This is a genomic window from Streptomyces mauvecolor, from assembly GCF_039532965.1.
Classification (GTDB): Bacteria; Actinomycetota; Actinomycetes; order Streptomycetales; family Streptomycetaceae; genus Streptomyces; species Streptomyces violascens.
Genome location: NZ_BAAASQ010000025.1, coordinates 56,340 through 78,964 on the forward strand (window position 1 = coordinate 56,340; position 22,625 = coordinate 78,964).

The following is a 22,625-nucleotide window of genomic DNA, read 5'->3' on the forward strand; positions in this document are numbered from 1 at the left end:
GGGGAGATGCACCTCGATGCCCGAAACGCTAGGAGGCGGCCCGGCGTGTCGCGACCCCTGTACGGCGAACGGGGCACCGCGGTCCCCCGTCCGGACTGGCAAAAGGCCCCGCCGGTCCGACGGGGCCATACGGGTGACGGAGGCGTCAGCGGATGCCGGGGAACAGGTCCAGGAACGGCCCCGCCGTCGCCGAGATCCCGCGGCCGAAGGGGGCGTCGAAGTCCCAGATCAGGAACAGCAGGAAGGCGATCAGGGCGCTGAAGAGCCCGGCGAGCAGCAGCTCCCGCCAGGTGCGCCTGATCTGCAGCGTGAAGATCAGCCCGACCGTGACGAGCGCCCCGCTGATCAGGCCGAACCAGACGACTCCGGGCATGGTGGCGCCCGCCCCCTGCCCGCGGGCCGTCCGGGCCTGGTCGACCGCGCCCACCTGGTCGATCAGCGGCTGGTAGGCCTGCGTCTCGTAGTCGTTCGCCGGGTGGTAGTCGGTCACGTCGCGGCGGATCTTCTCCAGTTTCTGGGTGCCCTCGTCGGTGAGGTCGCCGTGCTCGGCCATGTGGCTCCACTCGGTGTGCACGACGTAGGAGGCGTACGCCTCGACGTCGGCCCGGGTACGGTCACGCACCTCGGCCGGGTAGACCTGGACCCGCTGGTCGATCTCGTGCAGCGCCTGGGCCTCCTGCTGAACGTCGGCCTGGGCGGCCCCGCGGCCCTCCCAGACGCCCGCGATGGCGAGGCCGAGCACGATGGCGTACACCACGCCGATCATCATCGTCATGTATTCGATGACGTCAGGGGTTCCGGAGGGGTCGTCGTCGGGGGCGAGGCGGCGGTTGCTGAACAGGGTGATGGTGAGGACGACCGCGCAGGCGGCGGCCATCGCGATGAGCAGGACGAGCCAGTCGGACAAGGGGACCTCTCAGGTCGATGGGGCTCAGCGGGAGCCGGAGCGCGAGCGGAGGAGCGCCGCGCCGAGCACGGCGGGCGCGGTGATGAGCAGGGTGAGCGTCACCGGCGAGAGCCGCGGCGCGGGCTTCTTGGGCGGCGGCATCCGGTAGTTGTGCAGGGTGATCCGGTGCGCCGCCGGTGGCGCGGGGTGCGCCGAGGCGCTCGGTGAGGGCGCGGGCGGCAGCACGGGCGGTACCGCGGGCGGCGCGGCCGGCCCGGGCGACTTCGCAGGCCGGTGCGCCACGGGAGGCGCGGGTGGCGGCGGAGTCGGATGCGGCGCCGGGCGGGGCGGTGGCGTGGGCCGGGGCGCGGGCTTCGCGGGTGGCGGCGGCGCCGGCGCGTGCGACGGCGGGGTCGGGGGCACCCGGGTGGGCGTGGGCGTCGGGCTCGGCGGGGGCGGCCAGGGGCACCGGGCATGTCCGGCCTGGGCGACCGCCCAGGGCGAGCCGCTGCTGCCCTGCGTGACGGAGGCGTACGCACAGGCGTCGGCCTGCGCGGCCGGTGCCGGTACGGCGAGCAGCGCGGTGAAGGCCGTGGCGGTGAACAGCCGCCCGGCTAGGTGTCGTCGGTGCACGGGGTGATCATCAGGCCGCCGGGCCCGTGTGTTGTCGGGTGCTGAAGCGATTCGCCTGAACGGGGGAGATCCCGGCGATTTGCGTTCGGCGCGTTGACCGGCTGTTCGGGGCCGTTCGGAAAAATTCCTCGGCCCGCGTTGAACACACCGCCTCCCGCCACCCGTACTTAGGGCCATCACCCGGCGCATCCGGCGCCGCAACAGCCTTACGGACAACGGGAGTTGACATGGTCACCTGGCGCAGCGCATCGCTCGCGGCAGCGGCGGCGGCAGTACTGGCAGTGACCGCGACGGGCTGCGGACAGGACAAGAGCAGCGGCTACAGCAGCGGAAACGGCCAGCCGGTGGGCAACGCGAGCACCGCCCAGCAGCCCGGCGACAACGCCTACGGGTCGAGCGGCGGCTACGGGCAGGCGGGCGGCGCCGAATCGTCCGCCAAGCAGGCCGGGCAACTGACCGTCACCGACAGCAAGGAACTCGGCAAGGTCGTCACCGACAACGCGGGCTTCACGCTCTACCGCTTCGACAAGGACACCGCGAGTCCGCCCAAGTCGAATTGCGAGGGCGACTGCGCGAAGGCCTGGCCCGCGGTGCCCGCCGACGGCGTCACGGCGGCCGCCGGCACCGACCCGTCGGCGCTCGGTTCGGTCACCCGCGCCGACGGCACCAAGCAGCTCACCATCGGCGGCTGGCCGATGTACCGCTACGCCAAGGACACCAGCCCCGGCGACACCAACGGGCAGAACGTGGGCGGCACTTGGCATGCCGCGGCCCCCGACGGCAAGAAGGCCGCAGCCGCCGCCGCGGCGCCCGCCGCGGCGATGCCGGGCCTGTCCGTCCGCAAGGACCCCAAGCTCGGCGACGTCATCGTGGACGCGCGAGGCATGACCGTCTACCGGTTCAAGAAGGACTCGGCCTGGCCCATGAAGTCCGCCTGCACCGGCGCCTGTCTGGAGAAGTGGCCGGTGGTGGCTCCCGTCGACAAGGCCGACACCAAGGGCATCGCCCTCAAGGGCTTCGTCACCTTCAACCGGCCCGACGGCGTGAAGCAGCAGTCCATCACCTGCTGGCCGGTCTACACGTTCTCCGGCGACACCAAGCCCGGCGACACCAATGGCCAGGGCGTGGGCGGCACGTGGTACGCCGTGTCCCCCGAGGGCAAGCTCATCGGCGCACCCAAGTAACCCAGGGCCCAACCCTGTCGGCCCGTCACCGCGTCCCCCGCGCGGCGGCGGGCCGATGCTCGTGTCCAGCCCTCGATACGATGGCGCGCGCTCCCGCTTCCGCACGTACGATCCGGCGCACATGCCCTCGGCGTGTGACCAATAACGGACGAGCATTTTCCGTTTTTACTCGCTCTCCCGGCGGACGATCAGTAGCCTCAGGCCCAAACAATGGTCATGGTCATGGCCGTCCTGCGGCGACTTGTTGGAGACATTGATGGAGCGTCCCGCCTGGGCCCCTCAGGGCATCGACATCTCGGTGCCGAGCGTGTCCCGCATCTACGACTACTACCTGGGCGGTTCGCACAATTTCGAGGTCGACCGGGAAGCGGCCCGCGAGGCCATGCGGTTCATGCCGGGACTTCCCAAGGTCATGCAGGCCAACCGGGCGTTCATGCGCCGCGCCGTGCGCTTCGCGGTCTCCGAGGGCATCACGCAATTCCTGGACATCGGATCCGGAATCCCGACCTTCGGAAATGTTCACGAAGTCGCCCAGGCGGCAAGCTCCGAGGCCCGCATTCTGTACGTCGACCACGACTCGGTCGCCGTCGCCCACAGCCGCGCTGTCCTGGAAGGCAACGAGCTGGCCGGGATAACCGCGGCCGACCTGCGCAAGCCGCACGACATCCTGAACGCCCCCGAGACGTCCCAACTCCTCGACCTGTCCAGGCCGGTGGCGCTCCTCCTGGTCGCCGTACTGCACTTCGTCGAGGACCAGGACGACCCGTACAAGGCCGTCGCCGAGCTGCGCGACGCGCTCGCCCCCGGCAGCCTCCTCGTCCTCACCCACGCCTCCTACGAAGGCATCCCGCTCAGTGAGGAAGAGGCCGGCGGCACTGTGGGTGTCTACCGCGACATCAAGAATCCGCTGGTCATGCGCTCGCGCGAGGAGATCACCGGATTCTTCGACGGGTACACGATGCTGGAACCCGGCCTCGTCTCGATGCCGCTGTGGCGGCCGGACGACGAGACCGACCAGGAAGATCCGTACGCCTTCTCTGGCTTCGCCGGCGTGGGGCGCAAAGCGTGAGCATCCCGCCCCAGGCGCAGGCTCCGGACCTGGCGCCGGACAGCCCCGAGGACCGGCTCAGACGGTTCGCGACGATCTGGAGCCGGGCCATCTTCCCGGTGACGGCGACCTCGCTGACCCGGCCCGAGTTCGAGCAGCACCTGGTGCCGCTCGCCCGCCGCCTCATCGACGCCCTGCACGGCCGCCACTTCGACCCGTCGCCCGCCCAGGAGATCGGCGCCGCCCTGGTCGCCGTGCACTGCACCGACCCGGACGCGCTGAGCCGCACCCTCGGTGTGGTCGAGTCCTATCTCGTCCTGTACTGCGGCGCGGGCGACGAGCTGCCCGCCGAAGAGGCGCGGGCCCGCTGCGCCCGGCTCCAGCACGCCCTCGCGGCCGGCTTCGCGGCGGCCCTGCGCGAACGCACACGCTCCGAGCAGGAGGCCATCGCGCGCTCCGCGATGTCGGCGCGCAGCGATGCCCTGGAGGCCTTGCACGCCACCGAGACGCGGTTCCGTGCCGTCTTCGAAGGCGCCGCCGTCGGCATCGGCATCGCCGACCTCGAAGGCCGGGTTCTGGAGGTCAACGAGACCCTCACCCGGATGTTCGGCGGCATAGAGGGCCAGATCCGCAGCCGCAACGTCAGCGAGTGGGTGCACCCCGAGGACGCCCCGCAGGTCTGGAAGCTGTACGAGGAGCTCGTACGGGGCGAACGCGACCACTACCGGGTCGAGAAGCCCTACTACCGCGGCGACGGCACCGTCCTGTGGACCAACCTCACCGTCTCGCTCCTTCGCGACGCCGAGGGCCGGCCGCAGTATCAGCTCGCCCTCATGGAGGACACCACCGAGCGCCGGCTCCTCAACCTGCGGCTGCGCTACGAGGCCACCCACGACGCGCTCACCGGCCTGCCCAACCGCACCCTGTTCTTCGAGCGCCTGGAGAAGGCCCTCGCCCCGGGCGACGGCAAACGCTTCGGGCTCTGCTACCTCGACCTCGACGGGTTCAAGGCGGTGAACGACAGCCTCGGCCACTCGGCCGGCGACCGTCTCCTGGTCGAGGTCGCCGACCGGCTGCAGAGCTGCGCGACCGGGCCCGGCGAGATGGTGGCCCGGCTCGGCGGCGACGAGTTCGTGGCCCTGACCACCGGCCCCGACAGCGAGTACGAGGCCGACGAGCTCGCCTCGCGCATCCTGCACACCCTCGCCACCCCGATCCGCATCGAGGGCCGCGAGCTGACCGTGCGCGGCTCGATCGGCGTCGTCGAGGGCCCGGCGGGCGAGCGAAGCCCCGCCGAGGTGCTGCGCAGCGCAGACATCACGATGTACCGGGCCAAGTCGGCCGGCGGCAACCGCTTCGAGTTCGCCGACGCCGAGGCCGACGCCCGTGCGATCACCCGGCACGGGCTCACCAACGCGCTGCCCGCGGCCCTGGAGCGCGGCGAGTTCTTCATCGAGTACCAGCCGCTGGTCCACCTCGGCGACGGCAGCGTGCACGGCGCCGAGGCCCTGGTCCGCTGGTCGCACCCGCAGCACGGGGTACTCGGGCCCGACCGGTTCATCCCGCTCGCCGAGCACACCGGGCTCATCGTGCCGCTCGGCCGCTGGGTGATGCAGGAGTCGGTACGCCAGGCCCGGGCCTGGCAGGAGGCCCACCCGAGCGTCACCGACGGCGGCCCGCTGCGCATCAACGTCAACCTGTCACCGACCCAGCTCTACCACCCGGGCCTGGTCGCCGACACCGTCGAGATGCTGGAGCGCACCGGGCTCGCCCCGGGCGCGCTGTGCCTGGAGGTCACCGAGTCCGCGCTCATCGGCGCCGACGACGACCTCCTCAAGCCCCTGCGCCAGCTCGCCGAGATGGGCGTCGACATAGCCCTCGACGACTTCGGCACGGGCTACTCCAACCTCGCCAACCTGCGCCGGCTCCCGGTGAGCGTGCTCAAGCTGGACCGGTCCTTCACCCAGTCCATGCAGCAGCTGCCCGCCGACCCCGTCGACATCAAGATCGTCGAGGGCATCGTGTCGCTCGCGCACAGCCTCTCCCTCGCGGTCACCGTGGAGGGCGTGGAGACGGGCGCGCAGGCCGAGCAGCTGAAGGAACTCGGCTGCGACACGGCCCAGGGCTGGTACTACGCGCGCCCCGGGGCGCCGGACCGGATCCACTCCCTGGCACTGGTCGACGCGGTGTGACCCGGCGCCGGGGAGGCGGGCCTAGCCCGGACCGCGCTGCCCCGTCCCGATGCTGAGCAGGACCCGCTGCAGCTCCCGTGCCGCGCGCGGCGGGTCCACGTCGCTGCGGTGGGCCAGAGCGATCGTGCGGCGCAGGCCGGGGCGGGCCAGCGGGGTCACCCGCAGGTCCCCGGCCCGCGCCGCCACCATGCTCGGCACCACGGCCACCCCGAGCCCCGCCCGTACGAAGCCGAGCACCGCGTCCATCTCGCCGCCCTCTACCGTGAACGCGGGCTCGAAGCCCTCGGCACGGCAGGCGGCCACCGTCAGCTCCCGCAGGTCGTAGCCGTGCCGGAACATCACCAGGGGAGCGTCGCGCAGATCGGCGACGCGCACCGAGGAGCCCGAGCCGGGCGGCGCCTCGGCGGCCGAGGAGACCACCACCAGGTCCTCCTGGAGCAGCTCGATCGTGGTGAGGGCGGGGGAGCCGGCCGGGAGCGGCAGCACGATGAGCGCCAAGTCCAGTGCGCCGCGCGCCAGTTCACGTACGAGATCGTGGGAGCCGCCCTCCTCGATGAGGAGCTGGATGCCGGGGTGGCGGTCGTGGAAGGCGCGCAGCACATCCGGCAGGAGGCCCGTGCACAGGCTCGGCGTCGCGCCCAGGCGCACCCGGCCGCGGCGCAGCTGGGCCAGCTCCTGGACCTCGATGCGGGCGGTGTCCGCGTCCGCCAGGATGCGCCGGGCCAGCGGAAGCAGCGCCTCGCCCGCGTCGGTGAGCGCGATGTTGCCCCGGGCGCGGCTGAACAGCTCGGCGCCCAGCTCGTTCTCCAGCGCCTTGATCTGTTGCGAGAGCGAGGGCTGCGAGACGTGGACGCGCTCGGCGGCCCGGGTGAAGTGCCGGGTCTCGGCGACCGCCACGAAGTAGGTGAGCTGCTGGAACTGCATAACCCCTACGATAGGCCATCTCTATGGAGATGAGCCGAACCATGTCTTGGACCTCTTGGGCCCTTCGCCCCTAGCGTCAACGACATGGCTCTGGCAACGCGGACGGACAAACGGCCGTCCATGACGCGCACACTCTGGGACTCGACCGTCGGCAAGAAGACGGTCATGGCCGTGAGCGGTCTGATCATGCTGTCCTACCTGGTCGTCCACATGATGGGCAACCTGAAGATCTTCTTCGGGGCCGGACAGTTCAACGCGTACGCGCACTGGCTGCGCACCATCGGCGAGCCGTTTCTGCACTACGAGTGGGCGCTGTGGCTCATCCGCGTCGTCCTCGTCGCCGCCGTCGTGGGCCACGCCGTGTCCGCGTACCAGCTCAGCCGCCGCGACATCAAGGCCCGGCCGAGCAAGTACGTCCACAAGCGGGCCCGCGCCAGTTACGCGACCCGCACGATGCGCTGGGGCGGCATCATCCTCGCCCTGTTCATCGTCTGGCACATCCTGGACCTGACGACCGGCACCGTGCACTCCGGCTTCCGGCCCGGACACCCCTACCAGAACGTCGTGGACACCTTCTCCACCTGGTACGGGAACGTCATCTACATCGTGGCGACGGCCGCCCTCGCCCTGCACATCCAGCACGGGTTCTGGAGCGCCGCGCAGACCCTCGGCGTGGGCAACGCGACCCGGGACCGGGTGCTGAAAGCGCTCGCCAACGTCCTCGCGGTGGTGCTGTTCGCCGGATTCGTTTCCGTACCCGTCGCCGTCATGACCAAAGTGGTGAGCTGACATGACCTCGTACACCAACTACACGCTCGGCGACCCGGTCGCCGACGGCCGCGCGCCCCAGGGGCCGATCGCCGAGCGCTGGGACACCCGCCGCTTCGAGGCCAAGCTGGTCAACCCGGCCAACCGCCGCAAGCACACCGTCATCGTGGTCGGCACCGGGCTCGCGGGCGGCTCGGCCGGGGCCACACTCGCCGAACAGGGCTACCACGTCGTCCAGTTCTGCTTCCAGGACTCGCCCCGCCGCGCCCACTCGATCGCCGCGCAGGGCGGCATCAACGCCGCGAAGAACTACCGCAACGACGGCGACTCCATCCACCGGCTCTTCTACGACACCGTCAAGGGCGGCGACTTCCGCGCCCGCGAGTCCAACGTCCACCGGCTCGCCCAGATCTCCGTCGAGATCATCGACCAGTGCGTGGCCCAGGGTGTGCCCTTCGCCCGCGAGTACGGCGGACTCCTCGACACCCGCTCCTTCGGCGGCGTCCAGGTCTCGCGCACGTTCTACGCCCGGGGCCAGACGGGCCAGCAGCTGCTGCTCGGCGCCTACCAGGCCCTCTCGCGCCAGATCGCCGCCGGGAACGTGGAGCTGCACGCCCGCACTGAGATGCTCGACCTGATCGTGGTGGACGGAAAGGCGCGCGGCATCGTGGCCCGCGACCTCGTCACGGGGAAGATCGACACGTACTTCGCGGACGCCGTGGTCCTCGCCAGCGGCGGCTACGGCAACGTGTTCTACCTCTCCACCAACGCCATGAACTCCAATGCCACGGCGATCTGGCGGGCCCACCGGCGCGGCGCGTACTTCGCGAACCCCTGCTTCACGCAGATCCACCCGACCTGCATCCCGCGCACCGGCGAGCACCAGTCCAAGCTCACGCTGATGAGTGAATCGCTGCGCAACGACGGCCGTATCTGGGTGCCCAAGGCGAAGGGCGACACGCGCCCGGCGGCCGAGATCCCCGAGGACGAGCGCGACTACTACCTGGAGCGCATCTACCCGTCCTTCGGCAACCTGGTCCCGCGCGACATCGCCTCGCGCGCCGCCAAGAACGTCTGTGACGAAGGACGCGGCGTCGGCCCCGGCGGACAGGGCGTCTACCTCGACTTCGCCGACGCCATCGCCCGGATGGGCCGGGCGGCCGTCGAGGCGAAGTACGGCAACCTCTTCGACATGTACGCGCGGATCACCGCCGAGGACCCGTACGAGACACCCATGCGCATCTACCCCGCCGTGCACTACACGATGGGCGGACTCTGGGTCGACTACGACCTCCGGACCACGGTGCCGGGCCTGTTCGCGATCGGCGAGGCCAACTTCTCCGACCACGGCGCGAACCGCCTGGGCGCCTCCGCGCTGATGCAGGGCCTCGCCGACGGCTACTTCGTGCTTCCCTCGACCATCAACGACTACCTCGCCCGCAACCCGCACCAGGAGCCCGTGACCGACGAGCACCCGGCGGTCGCCGAAGCCGTCGCCGACACCGAGGACCGCATCAACCTGCTCCTCTCGGTCGACGGCGACCGCACCCCCGACTCCTTCCACCGCGAGATCGGTGAGCTCATGTGGGAGTACTGCGGGATGGCCCGCACCGAGGAGGGCCTGCGCAAGGCGCTCGACCGGATCCCGCAGATCCGCGAGGAGTTCTGGCGCCGCATCAAGGTGCCGGGCAGCGGCGAGGAGTTCAACCAGTCCCTGGAGAAGGCCAACCGCATCGTCGACTACCTGGAGCTCGCCGAGCTCATGTGCCTCGACGCCCTGCACCGCGCCGAGTCCTGCGGGGGCCACTTCCGCGAGGAGTCCCAGACGGCGGACGGTGAGGCCGAACGCCGCGACGAGGAGTTCTCGTACGCCGCCGCCTGGGAGTTCAGCGGCACCGGCGACGCCCCCGTCCTGCACAAGGAAGACCTCGTCTTCGAGTACGTCCACCCCACTCAGCGGAGCTACGCATGAAGCTCACCCTGCGCGTCTGGCGCCAGAAGAACGCCAACTCGCCCGGCGCCATGGCCACTTACGACGTCGACGGCATCTCGGCGGACATGTCGTTCCTCGAAATGCTCGACACGCTCAACGAGGAGCTCATCCTCAAGGGCGAGGAACCGGTCGCCTTCGACCACGACTGCCGCGAGGGCGTCTGCGGCGCCTGCTCCCTCGTCATCAACGGCGACGCCCATGGCCCGGAGCGCACGACCACCTGCCAGCTCCACATGCGGTCGTTCAGCGACGGCGACACCATCGACGTCGAACCGTGGCGCGCCTCGGCGTTCCCGGTGGTCAAGGACCTGGTCGTGGACCGCTCGGCGTTCGACCGGATCATCCAGGCCGGCGGCTACATCAGCGTCCCGACGGGTGCCGCCCCCGAGGCGCACGCGACCCCGGTGCCCAAGCCGGACGCCGACTTCGCGTTCGAGCACGCCGAGTGCATCGGCTGCGGAGCATGCGTGGCAGCCTGCCCCAACGGCTCGGCGATGCTATTCACCTCAGCCAAGATCAACCACCTGAACGTACTGCCGCAGGGCGCGCCCGAACGCGAGACCCGGGTCCTGGACATGGTCGGCCGGATGGACGACGAGGGCTTCGGCGGCTGCACCCTGACCGGCGAGTGCGCGACGGCCTGCCCCAAGGGCATCCCGCTGCCGTCGATCGCGGCCATGAACAAGGAGTGGCTGCGGGCGACGAGGAAGGCGAAGAAGGCAGGCCGCTGAAGTGCGCGACGAGCGCGCCCCCAGTCGTCCGGGGGCGCGCTCAACTGCGTTGCGCTGTCAGCCAGTTACGGTGATCTGCTGCGCCGGATCGGTCGTGTCGGTGACGTTGTACGTGGCCGAGAAGGTGGCCGCCTGGTTGCCCGTCGGGCACAGGAAGCCGCCGGTCACGGTCGCCGCCACGGGGGCGTCGGCGATGGCCAGCGATGAGGGCGCGCCGTTCGTCCAGGTGCCGGGCACCGTGGTGGGGCCGGTCGGCGACGCGGTGATCGTGCAGGCGGCCAGGCCGCTCGTCTTGAGCACGAAACCGCCCTTCGGCATGGTCAGACCGGCCGTGACGGGCGAGCCGTTCTGGGCCGAGATGCTCCATACCCCGTTGGTGGAGGCGGTGACGCCCACCCCGCCGATGCTGGTCGAACACCCGCTGAACGTGGGCGGGTTGATGGGTACGGAGACCGCGCCCGCGTCGTTGTGGTTGCCGGGCGCAGCCGGGATCTGGTTGTTGGCACCCGTGGTGGGGACGGAAGCCGAGACCGTACAGGTCATGGTGGTGGACCCGGCCTTGAAGGTGGCCTTTCCGGTCAGCTTGGCAGCGAAGGAGTGGCCGGCCGGCGAAACGGTGGTCGGCCCGGCGGCCGACAGGGCGCTCGCGCCTGTCGTGCCGCCGAGGACGAGGGTGGCCGCGGCGGCCGGAGCGAGCAGGATGAGCGCACGTGAGCTGCGTAGTGCCATGGGGGGACTCCTCGGTCGAACGGATTCGATGAGTGGGGGTGCGAGGAGGAACTCAGGTGACTCGAGAGTAGGACCGGGGTGTAGGGGCCGAAAGTCGTCTCCTGGCCAGTAATTTGACGAAGCCTCAGCTTTGCCGGGCGCCGGCCCGGTGCTACAGATCGTCAACAAGCCCCGGCGGGTGAAGAGTTGGCGTAAGTGATCAGGACACCGAGAGGTCGTCCCCGTACGCGGCGCCCTGCCCGTACCAGCCGTGCAGGTAAACGGTGACGGTGCCCGAGGCGCCGGTCGTGAACGGCACGGTCAGCTTGGACCAGCCGCTGGAGCTGGTCCAGGTGCTGCCGGTGGCTCCGCCGCGCACCCCGAGGTAGGCATAGCTGCCCTGTACCCAACCGCTCAGCGTGTACTTGGTGTTGGGGGCCAGCGTGAGCGTCTGCGCGCACTCGCCGGTCTGCGACGAGGTGGGCGCCGTCTTCAGCGCGTGACTGCCGCCGTGAACCGGGCTGGACACCACACCCGCGCTGCTGTCGCAGGTCCAGGGCGCGAGCGAGCCGCTCTCGAAACCGCCGTTGACCAGCGCGCCCGGGTTGCCGCCGGAGCCCGTCACGGTGAGCGTGAACGTGGTCGAGTGGGCGAGCGTGCCGGCCGTGCCCGTGAGGGTGATCGGGTACGTTCCGGGCGCCGCCGAAGCGGCCGCGCCGACCGTGAGCTGGGCCGAGGCGCCTGCGGTGACGGAGCTCGGGCTGAGCGTCGCCGTGACGCCGGCGGGGGCGCCGGTGGCGGTCAGCGCGAGGGACTTGGCGTTGCCGGAGGTCACCGCCGTGCTCACCGTGGCGGTGGTGGAGCCGCCGGGTGCGACCGAGGCCGAGCCGGGCGCGACGGCCACCGAGAAGTCGTCCTGGGCCGGCCCGCCGCCCCCGGTGAACGGCTCGAAGGTGTGGCTGAAGTACCACGGGTCCTGGGCGATGCCGGAGCAGGTGTCCTGGCCGCCGGTGCCGGGGCAGCCGCCGTTGTCGCGCTGAAGCGCCCAGAACGAGAGGGTGTTGATGCCCTTGGAGGTGGCCCAGTTGTAGACGGCGGTCGCGTCCGCGGTGGTGAACGTCTCGGCCGGCCCGTAGTCGTCGATGCCCGGCATCTCGGTGACGCCGACCATGCCCCACAGCTGGGCGGACGACTTGCCGGGGTAGAGGGAGGCCAGCTGGTTAAACAGGCCGGTGGCGGCGGTCTGGGTGTCGTTCGCCATGTTGTGCGTGGCGCCGTCGTAGTAGTCGAAGGTCATGATGTTCACGACATCGACCTTCGCGCCGTACTTGACCGCGCTGTTCAGCACCGCGAGCCCGCTGTCGGCGAGCCCGCCCGTGGTGGTGGGCAGGGTGTAGGAGATCTGCACCGAGCGCCCGCCCGCGGCCGCCCAGTCCTGCACCTTCTTGATCGCCTGGTTGCGCCGGTCGATGCCCGCCTTGTTGGTCAGCGAGTTGTCCTCGATGTCCATGTCGAGCCGGGAGAGGTCGTAGGTCGTGATGACCTTCTCGTACGCGGCCGCGATCGAGTCCACGTCGGTGCAGCTGTCGGCGATCTCGGTGCCGCCGTTGTCGGCCGCGTACCCGCCGAAGGACGGGATGACGTCACCGCCGCGTGAGCGGATGGTGGAGATGTCGGCTCCGAACACGGAGGACGAGATCGGCTGGCTCGTCGAGCCGTTCCAGTACGGGGTGCAGGAGCCCTTGGTGTCGGCCTGCACGAACGCCATCGTCAGATACTTGGCACCCGACTTCTGCGCCAGATCGGCCGGGCTGTCGGAGGAGTACGCCTCGAAGTACGGCGCGAAGACGTGCGCGGGGAGCGGAGTCGCGGCGTGCGCGGCACCGCCGGCCCCGATGACGAGGCCGGCGGAAGCGGCGACGGTGCTGAGCGTGGCGAGCAGGGCGCGAACGGATCTCGGACGTCTCATCGGGGCTCTCCGACGGGGGTGAGAGAAGGGTGCGGACGCCCCATGATTGGTCTGGACCAACAGCCGGTCAAGGGTCTAGGCCAATTCATTCCGTGCTGTTTGCTTTGACACTCAACCGGCCGTCTCTGATGGTGTGTTCGAGGCGCCGGAAGGGATCAGCTCCCCGCCAGCGCCTTCGCCAGATACGGCGCCGTACGCCCCTCGCCCGCGTCGGCGACCTCCGCCGGCGGCCCCGCTGCCACCACGCGGCCGCCCTCGTCGCCGCCGCCCGGGCCGAGGTCGAGCATCCAGTCGGCGCCTGCCACCACGCTCATGTCGTGCTCCACGACGATCACCGTGTGGCCCGCGTCGACCAGGCCGTGCAGTTGGCGCAGGAGGATTTCCACGTCGGCCGGGTGCAGACCCGTCGTCGGCTCGTCGAGGACGTACAGGGTGTGGTCGCGGCGGATGCGCTGCAACTCCGTTGCCAGTTTGATGCGTTGGGCCTCGCCTCCCGACAGCTCGGTGGCGGGCTGGCCCAGGCGTAGATAGCCGAGGCCGACGTCGAGCAGGGCGGACAGGCTGCGGGCGGCCGACGGGGTGTCCGCGAAGAGCTCGGCCGCCGCCTCCACGGTCAGGTCGAGCACCTCGGCGATGGTGCGGCCCCGACGGGTGACCTCCAGCGTCTCGGGGTTGTAGCGCGCGCCGTGACAGTCCGGGCAGGGCGCGTACGTGCTCGGCAGGAACAGCAGCTCCACCGACACGAAGCCCTCGCCCTGGCAGGTCTCGCACCGGCCGCCCGCCACATTGAAGGAGAACCGGCCCGCCTTGTAGCCGCGCGCCTTCGCCTCGTCGGTCTCGGTGAAGAGTTTCCGTACGACGTCGAAGAGCCCGGTGTACGTGGCCAGATTGGAACGCGGGGTGCGGCCGATCGGCTTCTGATCCACCCTCACCAGGCGCCCCACGGCCGGGAGTTGCTCGGTGAGGGCGTCGACCAGCGTGGACTTTCCGGATCCGGAGACGCCGGTCACCGCCGTGAACACGCCGAGCGGGAACACCGCGTCGACGCCGCGCAGATTGTGCCGCGTGATCCCGGTCAGCTCAAGGTGGCCGCGCGGCTCGCGGACCGTGCGGCGCGGAGCGGGGGAGCGGTCGAAGAGGAAACGGCGGGTCGCCGACTCCTCGACGTGGGCGAGCCCCGCCGACGGCCCGCTGTGCAGCACCCGGCCGCCGTGCTCACCGGCCAGCGGACCCACGTCGACCAGCCAGTCCGCGTGCCGCATCACATCCAGATGGTGCTCCACGACGAACACCGAGTTGCCCGCCGCCTTCAGCCGGTCGAGGACCGTGAGCAGCGCCTCGGTGTCGGCCGGGTGCAGCCCCGCCGACGGCTCGTCCAGGACGTACACCACGCCGAAAAGACCGGAGCGCAGCTGGGTGGCGAGCCGCAGGCGCTGCAGCTCGCCCGCCGAGAGCGTGGGCGCGGTCCGGTCCAGGCTGAGGTAGCCGAGGCCCAGTTCCCTCACCGGGCCGATGCGGGAGAGCAGGTCGGCTGTGAGGGTCTGTGTCGTCGGGCCGCCGTCCGCTGTGCGCAACAGCTCGGCCAGCGAAGTCAGCGGAAGGGCGACGAGCTCGGCGATCGTACGGCCCGCGAAGGTGACGGCGAGCGCCTCGGGGCGCAGCCGGCTTCCGCCGCACACCGGGCAGTCTGCCGCCGTAAGGAAGCGCTCGGCCTTCGTCCGCAGGGTCTGGCTCTTGCTCTCGGCGAAGGTCTTCATCACATAGCGCCGGGCACTGAAGTACGTTCCCTGGTACGGGCGTTGGATGCGGCCCGCCTCGCGCACCGGGTGCACCGTGACCACCGGCTGCTCGTCGGTGAACAGGATCCAGTCCCGGTCCTTCTGATCGAGCGCCCGCCATGGGCGGTCCACGTCGTATCCGAGCGTGTCGAGCACGTCGCGGAGGTTCTTGCCCTGCCAGGCACCCGGCCAGGCGGCGATCGCCCCCTCGCGGATGGACAGCGAGGGGTCGGGGACGAGCAGTTCCTCGGAGGTTCGGTGGATGCGGCCGAGGCCCTGGCACTCGGGGCAGGCACCGGCGGCCGTGTTGGGCGAGAAGGCGTCCGAGTCGAGGCGCTCGGCGCCCGCCGGATAGTCGCCGGCCCGCGAGAACAGCATCCGCAGCGAGTTGGAGAGCGTGGTCACCGTGCCCACCGAGGAGCGCGACGAGGGCGCCGAGCGGCGCTGCTCCAGGGAGACGGCGGGCGGAAGCCCCGAGATCTCGCCGACCTTCGGCGCACCCACCTGGTGGATCAGCCGGCGCGCGTACGGCGCGACCGACTCGAAGTAGCGGCGCTGCGCCTCGGCATAGATCGTGCCGAACGCGAGCGAGGACTTCCCCGACCCGGAGACGCCGGTGAACACGGCGATGCAGTCACGCGGAATGTCGACGTCCACCCCGCGCAGATTGTGCTCGCGGGCGCCGCGGACACGGACGTACGGGTCAGAGGGGCTTTGCATACCGGAATTCTACGGTTCGGGTGACGGCGCGCGATCTTCGCCCGGCAGGCCGCGGTCAGGCGTCCCGACGCGCGGCCAGATCCGCGATCCGGGCGAGGCGCCGGTAGGAGTCGAGCAGCGCCTCGCGGTCGTACGTGCTGGTCGTGACGAGGAACTCGTCCGCGCCGCTGTGCTCGATCAGCTTCTCCAGGGCGTCGGCCACCTCCTCCTCGGTCCCGTACACCTGCCTGCGCAGCGCGTCCGAGAACAGGGTCCGCTCGCCGTCGGTCATGTCCCGCGCGAGGATGTCGTCGGCCGGGGACAGCGCCGGGAACTCACCGCGGGTGCGGGAGTAGGCCGTCGACCAGGCCTCCGGGACCAGGATCCGGTGGGCGGCCTCCGTGGTGTCCGCGACGGCGACGGTGCCGGACACGACGACGTAGGGGCGCTCGGCGTGCGCGGAGGGGCGGAAGGCGTCGCGGTAGGCGTCGATGGCTCGCAGCATCGCGTCTTCGCCGCGTACGTTCGCGATGACCAGCGGAAGCCCGGCCTCGGCGGCGACGAGGGCGCCCTGCCCGGTGGCAAGGACGAACGCGGGGACGGCGAGGCCCTCGGCGGGGCGGGCATGGACCTGGGGGTGTGCGGTCTGGGTCCCGTCGAAGTAGCCGAGCAGTTCGGCGAGCTGTGTGCCGAAGTCGTCGGCGTCCTTCTTGTCGCGGCCGAGCGCCTTGCGGATCCCGTCGGTGAACCCCACCGAGCGGCCGAGCCCCATGTCGATCCGCCCGGGGAAGAGCGACTCCAGGACCCCGAACTCCTCGGCCACGACGAGGGGTTGATGATTCGGCAGCATCACACCGCCGGTGCCGACCCGGATCGTGGACGTGGCCGACGCGACGGCCGCGGCCAGCACGGCGGGCGCGGAGCCCGCGACGCCGGGCACGGAATGGTGCTCGGAGACCCAGAAGCGGTGGTACCCGAGCCGCTCGGCCTCGCGGGCCAGCGCCACGGTGTCCCGCAGGGCCTGCGGCCCGTCGTGCCCGGCACGGATCCGTGAGCGGTCGAGCATGGAGAAGCGGGTCGTCGCGATCACTGAGGTCACACAGGATTCAACGTCTGGGACGCGCCATGATTCCCGCGCCCCGCCGGCGGCTGTCCACTTGGCCGGTTCTAGCCTGGGGGCGTGATCGACAACACGTGGCCCCTGGCCGTCTTCGACCTGGACGGCACGCTCGCGGACAGCTCCCACCGCCAGCGCTTCCTCGACCGCAGACCCCGCGACTGGGACGCGTTCTTCGCCGCGGCGCCCGCCGACCCGCCGCTCGCCGAGGGCGTCGCGCTGTGCCGGGAGGCCGCCGGGGACTGCGAGGTCGTCTATCTCACCGGGCGGCCCGAACGCTGCCGCGAGGACACCCTGGCCTGGCTTGCCGAGCAGGGGCTTCCGGACGGCGCCCTGCACATGCGGCGCAACGACGACCGGCGCCCCGCCCGCGTGACCAAGCTGCAGATCCTGCGCGGGCTCGGCCGGGGCCGTGAGATCCGCATGCTGGTGGACGACGACGAGCTCGTGTGCGACGCCGCCGAGCAGGCCGGCTTCCGGGTGGTACGGGCCCGCTGGACCGCGCCCAGCGAGGCGCTGAAGGACGCCCAGGAGCGGGAGGGGCGCACCTGAGGGCGGGCCCGGCCGAGGATCGCCCGATGCGCCGGGCCGACGGGTGGCGGCGCCTGCCGGGGCCAGTCCGCCGACGCAAAGCCTGAACCTGAGGTCCAGGGTCAGACCTCGGCCGACGCGCGAAGCCGGAAGCGCAGAGCCGGGGCGCGGGACCAGGAGCACAGGCCCAGGATCGCCGAGCGCGGATCGCCGAGCCGGAATTCTCGGCCCCGGGGTCAGACCTCCGCGTCGTCGTCCAGTCGGAAGCCGACCTTGAGGCCGACCTGGTAGTGCTCGATCACGCCGTTCTCGATGTGGCCGCGGACCTGGGTCACCTCGAACCAGTCCAGGTTGCGGAGGGTCTGCGCCGCGCGGGCGACCCCGTTGCGGATGGCCTGGTCCACGCCCTCGTGAGAGGTGCCGACGATCTCGCTGACGCGGTACGTGTGGTGGGACATGGAGGTGCTCTCCTCTCGTCGCATTACTCCACCGTGCCCCACCCGGCCGCACTCCGCGAGACAGCGGCCCGCGCCCGGGCGGGCCGGTCCGGCGGTGGCCGGAAAAGTTCGCTCCCTCCGGGGCTTGACCGCTTCATTGGTCCATACCAAACTCACGAGCCACACCCGAACAAGCCACATCGCGCTTGCCCCCACGTCGGGTCATGACTGCTTGCCCACACGCAGAAGGTGACCTTTCGTGAGGATCCATCGCGCTCTTGCCCGCTCCGTAGCGCTTGTCTCGGTATGTGCCCTCAGCGGTTGCGGCGCGATACCCGGATTCGGCGACGGCACCACCAGGGTGACCGTCTGGCTGATGAAGGACAGCGCGTCGGACGACTTCGTGCAGCGCTTCAAGCAGGGCTTCGAGAAGGAGCACAAGGATGTCGAGCTCGATGTCCGGATCCAGGAGTGGACCGGCATCGGCGAGAAGATCACCGCCGCGCTGAAGAGCGGCGACGCGCCGGACGTCATCGAGGTAGGCAACACCCAGGTGCCCCAGTACGCGGCGAGCGGAGGCCTGCTCGACATGACCCTGGAGTCGCTCCGCGACTGGGGCAGCGACGCCTGGCTGCCGGGCCTCGCCCAGCCGGGCAACGTGGACGGCATGCAGTACGGCATCCCGTGGTACGCCGCCAACCGCGTCGTCATCTACAACAAGGACCTGTTCGGGGCCGCCGGAATCACCAAGCCGCCGAAGGACCGCGCGGAGTGGCTCGCCGACACCGCGAAGCTCAACTCCGGTTCCACGCAAGGGATTTACCTCGCTGGTCAGGACTGGTACACGCTGGCAGGCTTCGTCTGGGACGAGGGCGGGGAGCTCGCGCAGGAGGACACCGGCGACTGGAAGGGCACGCTCGACAGCCCGGCCGCGCTGCGCGGCATGCAGTTCTACAAACGGCTCCAGGCGCTCGGCCGGGGCCCCAGGAACGCGGACGAGGCGACCCCGCCGCAGGCCGACGTCTTCGCCAAGGGCAAGGTCGCCCAGATGATCGCGGTGCCCGGCGCCGCCAAAGCCGTCCAGAAGGCCAACCCGCGGCTCGCCGACAAGCTGGGCTACTTCCCGATCCCGGGGCCCACCGACGCGAAGCCCGGCGCGGTCTTCACCGGCGGCTCGGACCTGATCATCCCGCGCAGGACCGCGCGCCGGGCCGAGGCCGTCCAGGTCGTCGCGGCGCTGACCGGCGAGAAGTGGCAGACCGATCTGGCCACCACGATGAACTACGTACCCAACAAGTCCACCCTCGCCCACACGGTCGAGGGCCAGGCGGGCACCGCTGCCATGGCCAAGGGGGCGGCGCAGGGGCGGGCCACGCCCAACTCGCCGCAGTGGGCCGCCGTCGAGGCCGAGAACCCCATCAAGCCGTACATGACGGCCGTCCTCGAAGGAGCCGACCCGAAGAAGGCAGCCAAGACCGCTTCCGACCGGATCACGACCCTGCTGTTCCCCTGATCGGGGCCCGGTTCTGCGTCTCGGCAGGGCCGAAGGGGCGAGCCGGGATTGGGGCACGGGACAGCTGATGTCAGGATGGGGCCCATGCAGAACGTATTTTTCGACATCACCATTGACGGCAAGGACGCCGGCCGCATCGTCTTCCGGCTCTTCGACGACGTCGTTCCGGAGACGGCCCGCAACTTCCGCGAGCTCGCCACCGGCCAGAACGGCTACGGCTACGAGGGCTCCGCCTTCCACCGCGTCATCCCCGAGTTCATGCTCCAGGGCGGCGACTTCACGCACGGCAACGGCACCGGCGGCAAGAGCATCTACGGCGCCAAGTTCAAGGACGAGAACTTCGCCCTCAAGCACGACCGGCCGTTCCTGCTGTCGATGGCCAACGCGGGCCCGAACACCAACGGCTCCCAGTTCTTCGTGACGACCGTCGTCACCCCGTGGCTGGACGGCAAGCACGTCGTCTTCGGCGAGGTCGTCGAGGGCGAGGACCTCGTCAAGCAGATCGAGTCGCTCGGCAGCCGCAGTGGCGCCCTGAGCGCCAAGGTCGCCATCAGCAAGAGCGGCACCGTCGCCTGACGTCCGCACCACATGTGAACGGGGCCGGCCGCCCGGGTCCACCCCGGGCGGGCGGCGCCTTTTCTTGTCGCCGGGTTGCGGCATTCGGTGGTGCGGCCGCGCCGCGTTGATCACTATGGGGGTGTTGGCGAACGCCGGTCAGGGGCACTCGGGCAGTGGACGGCCCAGGGCCCGTCCCCGTTCGCAGGTCCCAGGGAAAGGACGCACACCGTGGCACGACCGAGGATTCTCGTCGTAGGCGCCGGCTTCGCAGGAGTCGAATGCGTACGCCGCCTGGAACGCCGCCTCCAACCGGGAGAAGCGGAGATCTCCCTGGTCACCCCGTTCTCCTACCAGCTGTATCTGCCCCTGCTCCCGCAGGTCGCGGCCGGGGTCCTGACCCCGCAGTCGGTGGCCGTGTCGCTGCGGCGCAGCGCAAAGCACCGCACCCGGATCATCCCGGGCGGCGCCATCGGCGTGGACCCCAAGGCGAAGATCTGCGTCATCCGCAAGATCACCGGCGAGACACTCGACCAACCGTACGACTACATCGTTCTGGCCCCCGGCAGCGTGACCCGCACCTTCGACATCCCCGGGCTGCTCGACCACGCCCGCGGCATGAAGACCCTCGCGGAGGCCGCGTACATCCGCGACCACGTCATCTCCCAGCTCGACCTGGCCGACGCGAGCGACGACGAGGACGAGCGGGCCGCCCGGCTGCGCTTCGTCGTGGTCGGCGGCGGCTACGCGGGTACCGAGACCGCCGCCTGCCTCCAGCGGATCACCCAGACCGCGCTCAAGCGGTACCCGCGCCTGGACCCGCGCCAGATCAAGTGGCACCTCATCGACATCGCGCCGAAGCTCATGCCCGAACTGGGCGACAAGCTCGGCAAGGCAGCCCTGGAGATCCTCCAGAAGCGCGGCATCGAGGTGTCGCTCGGGGTGTCCGTCGCCGAGGCAGCGGTGGACAAGGTCACCTTCACCGACGGACGCGTCCTGCCCTGCCGCACCCTCATCTGGACGGCGGGCGTCGCCGCGAGCCCGCTGGTGGGCACGCTGGACGCGGAGACGGAGCGCGGGCGGCTCCTGGTCACCCCCGAGCTGACCGTGCCGGACCTCGACGGCGTGTTCGCGCTCGGCGACGCCGCCGCCGTGCCCGACCTCGCCAAGGGCGAAGGCGCCTTCTGCCCGCCCACCGCGCAGCACGCCATGCGCCAGGGCCCGAAGCTCGCCGACAACATCGTCGCCGCGCTGCGCAACCAGCCGCTGAAGCCGTACGTCCACAAGGACCTCGGGCTCGTGGTCGACCTCGGCGGCCACGACGCCGTCTCCAAGCCGCTCGGCATCGAACTGCGCGGCCTGCCCGCACAGGCGGTGGCGCGCGGCTACCACTGGTCGGCGCTGCGCACCAATGTCGCCAAGACCAGGGTCCTGACCAACTGGATGCTGAACGCGGTCGCGGGCGACGACTTCGTCCGCACCGGCTTCCAGGCCCAGAAGCCCGCCACGCTGAAGGACTTCGAGTACACCGACGCCTATATGACCCCGGAGCAGGTCCGTGCACACACCGCTTCACTGACCGTACGAGGCTGATGCGGGCGGCTCCCCGGTCCCCGCGGCGCGGCGGCCCTCGCGCGCGAGGCGCCGGCCGCCGGCCGCGTACCACTGGAGCCCGATGACGGCCGCGAGGGCGATTTCCACGAGGTCGCCGCCGTAGTACATGAGCTCGGCGGCGGCCGAGAGGTCGCCCGGCGCGAAGCCGGTGCCGGGCGGGGGCGTCGCGTACAGCGTCTTGGCGAGGACGGTGTGCGCGCCGCCCGCGCCGACCAGCGCGGCCGACCGGAGGACCACCCCGTGGCGGCGCGGCAGCGGATCGAGCGAGCAGACGACGGCCGAGAACAGCAGCCCGGCCGCGACGACATGGATGTGGACCAGGACCATGAGCCACGGCCGTTCGTGTGCGGCGGCGAACAGCGGGGTGCGGTAGAGCAGCCACAGTCCGCCCATGTCGAGCAGCGCGGCCACGGGCGGGTTCGCGAGCACCTTGACCGGCCGAGAGCGAAGAACGGCCAGAAGGCGGCGCCGCCCGCCCGGCGGCAGGGAGCGCAGCGCCAGCATGATCGGCCGGGCGAGCACGAGAAGCAGCGGTGCCGCCATGCCCGTGGCCACGTGCTGGGCCATATGGACCGTGAACGGGCCGCCCGGCGGCGTGACGAGGGCCGCCGCCACGAGGACCGCCGCACCCGCCGAGAAGCAGAGGTCCCGCACGAGCGGCCAGCGGTCCCCGCGCCGCCGCAGCCGCGCCGCCGCGAGCAGATAGGCGGCCCCGCCCCCCAGCGCGAACGCGGCAGCGAGCAGAGCGGCCCCGCCCGGCTGCCCGCCGTGCTGATGGACCATCAACTCATGCACGGCTACCGGCTGTTGATGCGCAGGGTGGCACGGAGCAGCGTCACCCCGATCGCGAGGAACACCACAGCGAGGATGTTCCAGGTCAGGTCGTACGGGATGAGATCGACGTGGTACCTGATCTGGTGCAGCTTCATCAGCTTGTGCTGGACCGTGCCGTCGTACAGCTGGAACGCCCCCGTGCCGGTCAGGATGCCCCCGGCCAGCGCCCGCCCGACCAGGCCCGCCCGGTGGCGCAGATCGGCGACCATGACCAGGCCGATGACCACGGCGAACCAGCCGAACGCGTGGAAGAGCCCGTCCGACACCAGGCCGACGCCCGGCGTCGAGCGGTCGTAGAAGTGGTGCCAGTGCAGGAGCTGGTGGAAGACCGTCTCGTCGACGAAGGCGGCGATGCCCACGCCGATGAGCACGCCGGACCAGGCCGAGCGGGCAGGCAGCGGCACGGCTTTGGGCCGCTGCGGGGTAGTCCGGGAAGCGGATGGAGTCGTCATCGGCGGCACGTCCTCGAGGAGAGTCTGCGGAAGATCGTCCGACGCGGAACAAGCACACC

At 70.9% G+C, this 22,625-nt stretch carries 20 protein-coding genes; 10 read left to right on the plus strand and 10 right to left on the minus strand.

From position 1 onward, the window contains the following. Nucleotides 1-145: 145 nt before the first annotated feature. The gene (locus tag ABD346_RS30250) at nt 146-907 is read right to left on the minus strand and encodes a bestrophin-like domain (RefSeq protein ID WP_344379218.1); all 762 of its coding nucleotides are present in this window, start codon (nt 905-907) and stop codon (nt 146-148) included. 24 nt (nt 908-931) lie between these two features. Beyond that, nucleotides 932-1,519 carry a hypothetical protein gene (locus tag ABD346_RS30255; protein ID WP_344379219.1) on the minus strand — a complete coding sequence of 196 codons (588 nt, stop codon included), beginning with the start codon at nt 1,517-1,519 and terminating at the stop codon, nt 932-934. 227 nt (nt 1,520-1,746) lie between these two features. Between ABD346_RS30255 and ABD346_RS30260 the strand changes: the two genes are divergently transcribed. The 3 genes from ABD346_RS30260 to ABD346_RS30270 all read left to right on the plus strand — a co-directional run bounded on the left by ABD346_RS30260 (nt 1,747) and on the right by ABD346_RS30270 (nt 5,943). Continuing rightward, nucleotides 1,747-2,703, plus strand: a complete 957-nt coding sequence (locus tag ABD346_RS30260) for an SCO0930 family lipoprotein (RefSeq protein WP_344379220.1) — start codon at nt 1,747-1,749, stop codon at nt 2,701-2,703. A gap of 256 nt (nt 2,704-2,959) precedes the next feature. After that, the gene (locus ABD346_RS30265; RefSeq protein ID WP_344379221.1) at nt 2,960-3,772 is read left to right on the plus strand and encodes an SAM-dependent methyltransferase; all 813 of its coding nucleotides are present in this window, start codon (nt 2,960-2,962) and stop codon (nt 3,770-3,772) included. Next, on the plus strand, nt 3,769-5,943 hold the full coding sequence (locus tag ABD346_RS30270) for a putative bifunctional diguanylate cyclase/phosphodiesterase (RefSeq protein WP_344379223.1): 2,175 nt from the start codon (nt 3,769-3,771) through the stop codon (nt 5,941-5,943). The genes ABD346_RS30265 and ABD346_RS30270 overlap by 4 nt, the downstream gene beginning before the upstream one ends. A 21-nt stretch (nt 5,944-5,964) precedes the next feature. On the opposite strand, the gene ABD346_RS30275 is transcribed toward ABD346_RS30270, so the two are convergent. Next, the gene (locus tag ABD346_RS30275) at nt 5,965-6,867 is read right to left on the minus strand and encodes a LysR family transcriptional regulator (RefSeq protein WP_344379224.1); all 903 of its coding nucleotides are present in this window, start codon (nt 6,865-6,867) and stop codon (nt 5,965-5,967) included. A gap of 84 nt (nt 6,868-6,951) precedes the next feature. On the opposite strand from ABD346_RS30275, the gene ABD346_RS30280 reads away from it, so the two are divergent. Genes ABD346_RS30280 through ABD346_RS30290 form a run of 3 tightly spaced genes read left to right on the plus strand, consistent with a single transcriptional unit; the run spans nt 6,952 to nt 10,359 of the window. Further along, nucleotides 6,952-7,656: a succinate dehydrogenase gene (locus tag ABD346_RS30280; RefSeq protein WP_344379225.1), complete on the plus strand. Its 705-nt coding sequence runs from the start codon at nt 6,952-6,954 to the stop codon at nt 7,654-7,656. Between the two features lies 1 nt (nt 7,657). After that, entirely contained in the window at nt 7,658-9,607 is a 1,950-nt protein-coding gene (locus tag ABD346_RS30285; RefSeq protein WP_344379226.1) for a fumarate reductase/succinate dehydrogenase flavoprotein subunit, read from the plus strand. After that, complete coding sequence (locus ABD346_RS30290) at nt 9,604-10,359, plus strand: succinate dehydrogenase/fumarate reductase iron-sulfur subunit (protein WP_344379228.1); 756 nt, start codon at nt 9,604-9,606, stop codon at nt 10,357-10,359. Before ABD346_RS30285 ends, ABD346_RS30290 begins: the two co-directional genes overlap by 4 nt. Before the next feature lie 57 nt (nt 10,360-10,416). Here ABD346_RS30290 and ABD346_RS30295 read toward each other — a convergent pair whose 3' ends face one another. The 4 genes from ABD346_RS30295 to ABD346_RS30310 form a co-directional block, all read right to left on the minus strand. Further along, entirely contained in the window at nt 10,417-11,088 is a 672-nt protein-coding gene (locus ABD346_RS30295; protein ID WP_344379229.1) for a hypothetical protein, read from the minus strand. A 199-nt stretch (nt 11,089-11,287) separates the two neighbouring features. Next, nucleotides 11,288-13,036, minus strand: coding sequence for a glycosyl hydrolase family 18 protein (locus tag ABD346_RS30300; protein ID WP_344379230.1), 1,749 nt, complete (start codon nt 13,034-13,036; stop codon nt 11,288-11,290). Nucleotides 13,037-13,191: 155 nt separating this feature from the next. After that, nucleotides 13,192-15,534, minus strand: coding sequence for an ATP-binding cassette domain-containing protein (locus ABD346_RS30305; protein WP_344379231.1), 2,343 nt, complete (start codon nt 15,532-15,534; stop codon nt 13,192-13,194). A gap of 55 nt (nt 15,535-15,589) precedes the next feature. Further along, nucleotides 15,590-16,612 (minus strand): LLM class flavin-dependent oxidoreductase, encoded by a 1,023-nt coding sequence (locus ABD346_RS30310; RefSeq protein WP_344379232.1) that lies wholly within the window; start codon nt 16,610-16,612, stop codon nt 15,590-15,592. Between the two features lie 81 nt (nt 16,613-16,693). Here ABD346_RS30310 and ABD346_RS30315 point away from each other — a divergent pair, with 81 nt between their 5' ends. Next, nucleotides 16,694-17,182, plus strand: a complete 489-nt coding sequence (locus ABD346_RS30315) for a phosphatase domain-containing protein (RefSeq protein ID WP_344379234.1) — start codon at nt 16,694-16,696, stop codon at nt 17,180-17,182. 215 nt (nt 17,183-17,397) lie between these two features. On the opposite strand, the gene ABD346_RS30320 is transcribed toward ABD346_RS30315, so the two are convergent. Further along, complete coding sequence (locus ABD346_RS30320; RefSeq protein WP_053725434.1) at nt 17,398-17,619, minus strand: dodecin; 222 nt, start codon at nt 17,617-17,619, stop codon at nt 17,398-17,400. Nucleotides 17,620-17,974: 355 nt separating this feature from the next. On the opposite strand from ABD346_RS30320, the gene ABD346_RS30325 reads away from it, so the two are divergent. The 3 genes from ABD346_RS30325 (at nt 17,975) to ABD346_RS30335 (ending at nt 21,259) form a co-directional block, all read left to right on the plus strand. Continuing rightward, nucleotides 17,975-19,111, plus strand: coding sequence for an extracellular solute-binding protein (locus tag ABD346_RS30325; RefSeq protein WP_381227263.1), 1,137 nt, complete (start codon nt 17,975-17,977; stop codon nt 19,109-19,111). A 75-nt stretch (nt 19,112-19,186) separates the two neighbouring features. Beyond that, complete coding sequence (locus ABD346_RS30330; protein ID WP_344379236.1) at nt 19,187-19,687, plus strand: peptidylprolyl isomerase; 501 nt, start codon at nt 19,187-19,189, stop codon at nt 19,685-19,687. A 210-nt stretch (nt 19,688-19,897) separates the two neighbouring features. Further along, nucleotides 19,898-21,259: an NAD(P)/FAD-dependent oxidoreductase gene (locus ABD346_RS30335; protein ID WP_344379237.1), complete on the plus strand. Its 1,362-nt coding sequence runs from the start codon at nt 19,898-19,900 to the stop codon at nt 21,257-21,259. Here the strand turns inward: ABD346_RS30335 and ABD346_RS30340 are convergent. Both ABD346_RS30340 and ABD346_RS30345 read right to left on the minus strand, forming a co-directional pair. Beyond that, entirely contained in the window at nt 21,239-22,063 is an 825-nt protein-coding gene (locus tag ABD346_RS30340) for a cytochrome c oxidase assembly protein (protein WP_344379238.1), read from the minus strand. The two genes, ABD346_RS30335 and ABD346_RS30340, sit on opposite strands and share 21 nt — an antisense overlap. Before the next feature lie 14 nt (nt 22,064-22,077). Further along, nucleotides 22,078-22,566, minus strand: coding sequence for a DUF2243 domain-containing protein (locus ABD346_RS30345; RefSeq protein WP_344379239.1), 489 nt, complete (start codon nt 22,564-22,566; stop codon nt 22,078-22,080). Between the last annotated feature and the right edge of the window lie 59 nt (nt 22,567-22,625).

Excerpts from the sequence above, each read along its gene's own strand:
- ABD346_RS30260 (WP_344379220.1), top strand. The coding sequence starts at position 1,747 with ATGGTCACCTGGCGCAGCGCATCGCTCGCGGCAGCGGCGGCGGCAGTA.
- ABD346_RS30265 (WP_344379221.1), top strand. The coding sequence starts at position 2,960 with ATGGAGCGTCCCGCCTGGGCCCCTCAGGGCATCGACATCTCGGTGCCG.
- ABD346_RS30275 (WP_344379224.1), bottom strand. The coding sequence starts at position 6,867 with ATGCAGTTCCAGCAGCTCACCTACTTCGTGGCGGTCGCCGAGACCCGG.
- ABD346_RS30280 (WP_344379225.1), top strand. The coding sequence starts at position 6,952 with ATGGCTCTGGCAACGCGGACGGACAAACGGCCGTCCATGACGCGCACA.
- ABD346_RS30285 (WP_344379226.1), top strand. The coding sequence starts at position 7,658 with ATGACCTCGTACACCAACTACACGCTCGGCGACCCGGTCGCCGACGGC.
- ABD346_RS30290 (WP_344379228.1), top strand. The coding sequence starts at position 9,604 with ATGAAGCTCACCCTGCGCGTCTGGCGCCAGAAGAACGCCAACTCGCCC.
- ABD346_RS30295 (WP_344379229.1), bottom strand. The coding sequence starts at position 11,088 with ATGGCACTACGCAGCTCACGTGCGCTCATCCTGCTCGCTCCGGCCGCC.
- ABD346_RS30300 (WP_344379230.1), bottom strand. The coding sequence starts at position 13,036 with ATGAGACGTCCGAGATCCGTTCGCGCCCTGCTCGCCACGCTCAGCACC.
- ABD346_RS30305 (WP_344379231.1), bottom strand. The coding sequence starts at position 15,534 with ATGCAAAGCCCCTCTGACCCGTACGTCCGTGTCCGCGGCGCCCGCGAG.
- ABD346_RS30320 (WP_053725434.1), bottom strand. The coding sequence starts at position 17,619 with ATGTCCCACCACACGTACCGCGTCAGCGAGATCGTCGGCACCTCTCAC.
- ABD346_RS30325 (WP_381227263.1), top strand. The coding sequence starts at position 17,975 with ATGAAGGACAGCGCGTCGGACGACTTCGTGCAGCGCTTCAAGCAGGGC.
- ABD346_RS30330 (WP_344379236.1), top strand. The coding sequence starts at position 19,187 with ATGGGGCCCATGCAGAACGTATTTTTCGACATCACCATTGACGGCAAG.
- ABD346_RS30340 (WP_344379238.1), bottom strand. The coding sequence starts at position 22,063 with ATGGTCCATCAGCACGGCGGGCAGCCGGGCGGGGCCGCTCTGCTCGCT.
- ABD346_RS30345 (WP_344379239.1), bottom strand. The coding sequence starts at position 22,566 with ATGACGACTCCATCCGCTTCCCGGACTACCCCGCAGCGGCCCAAAGCC.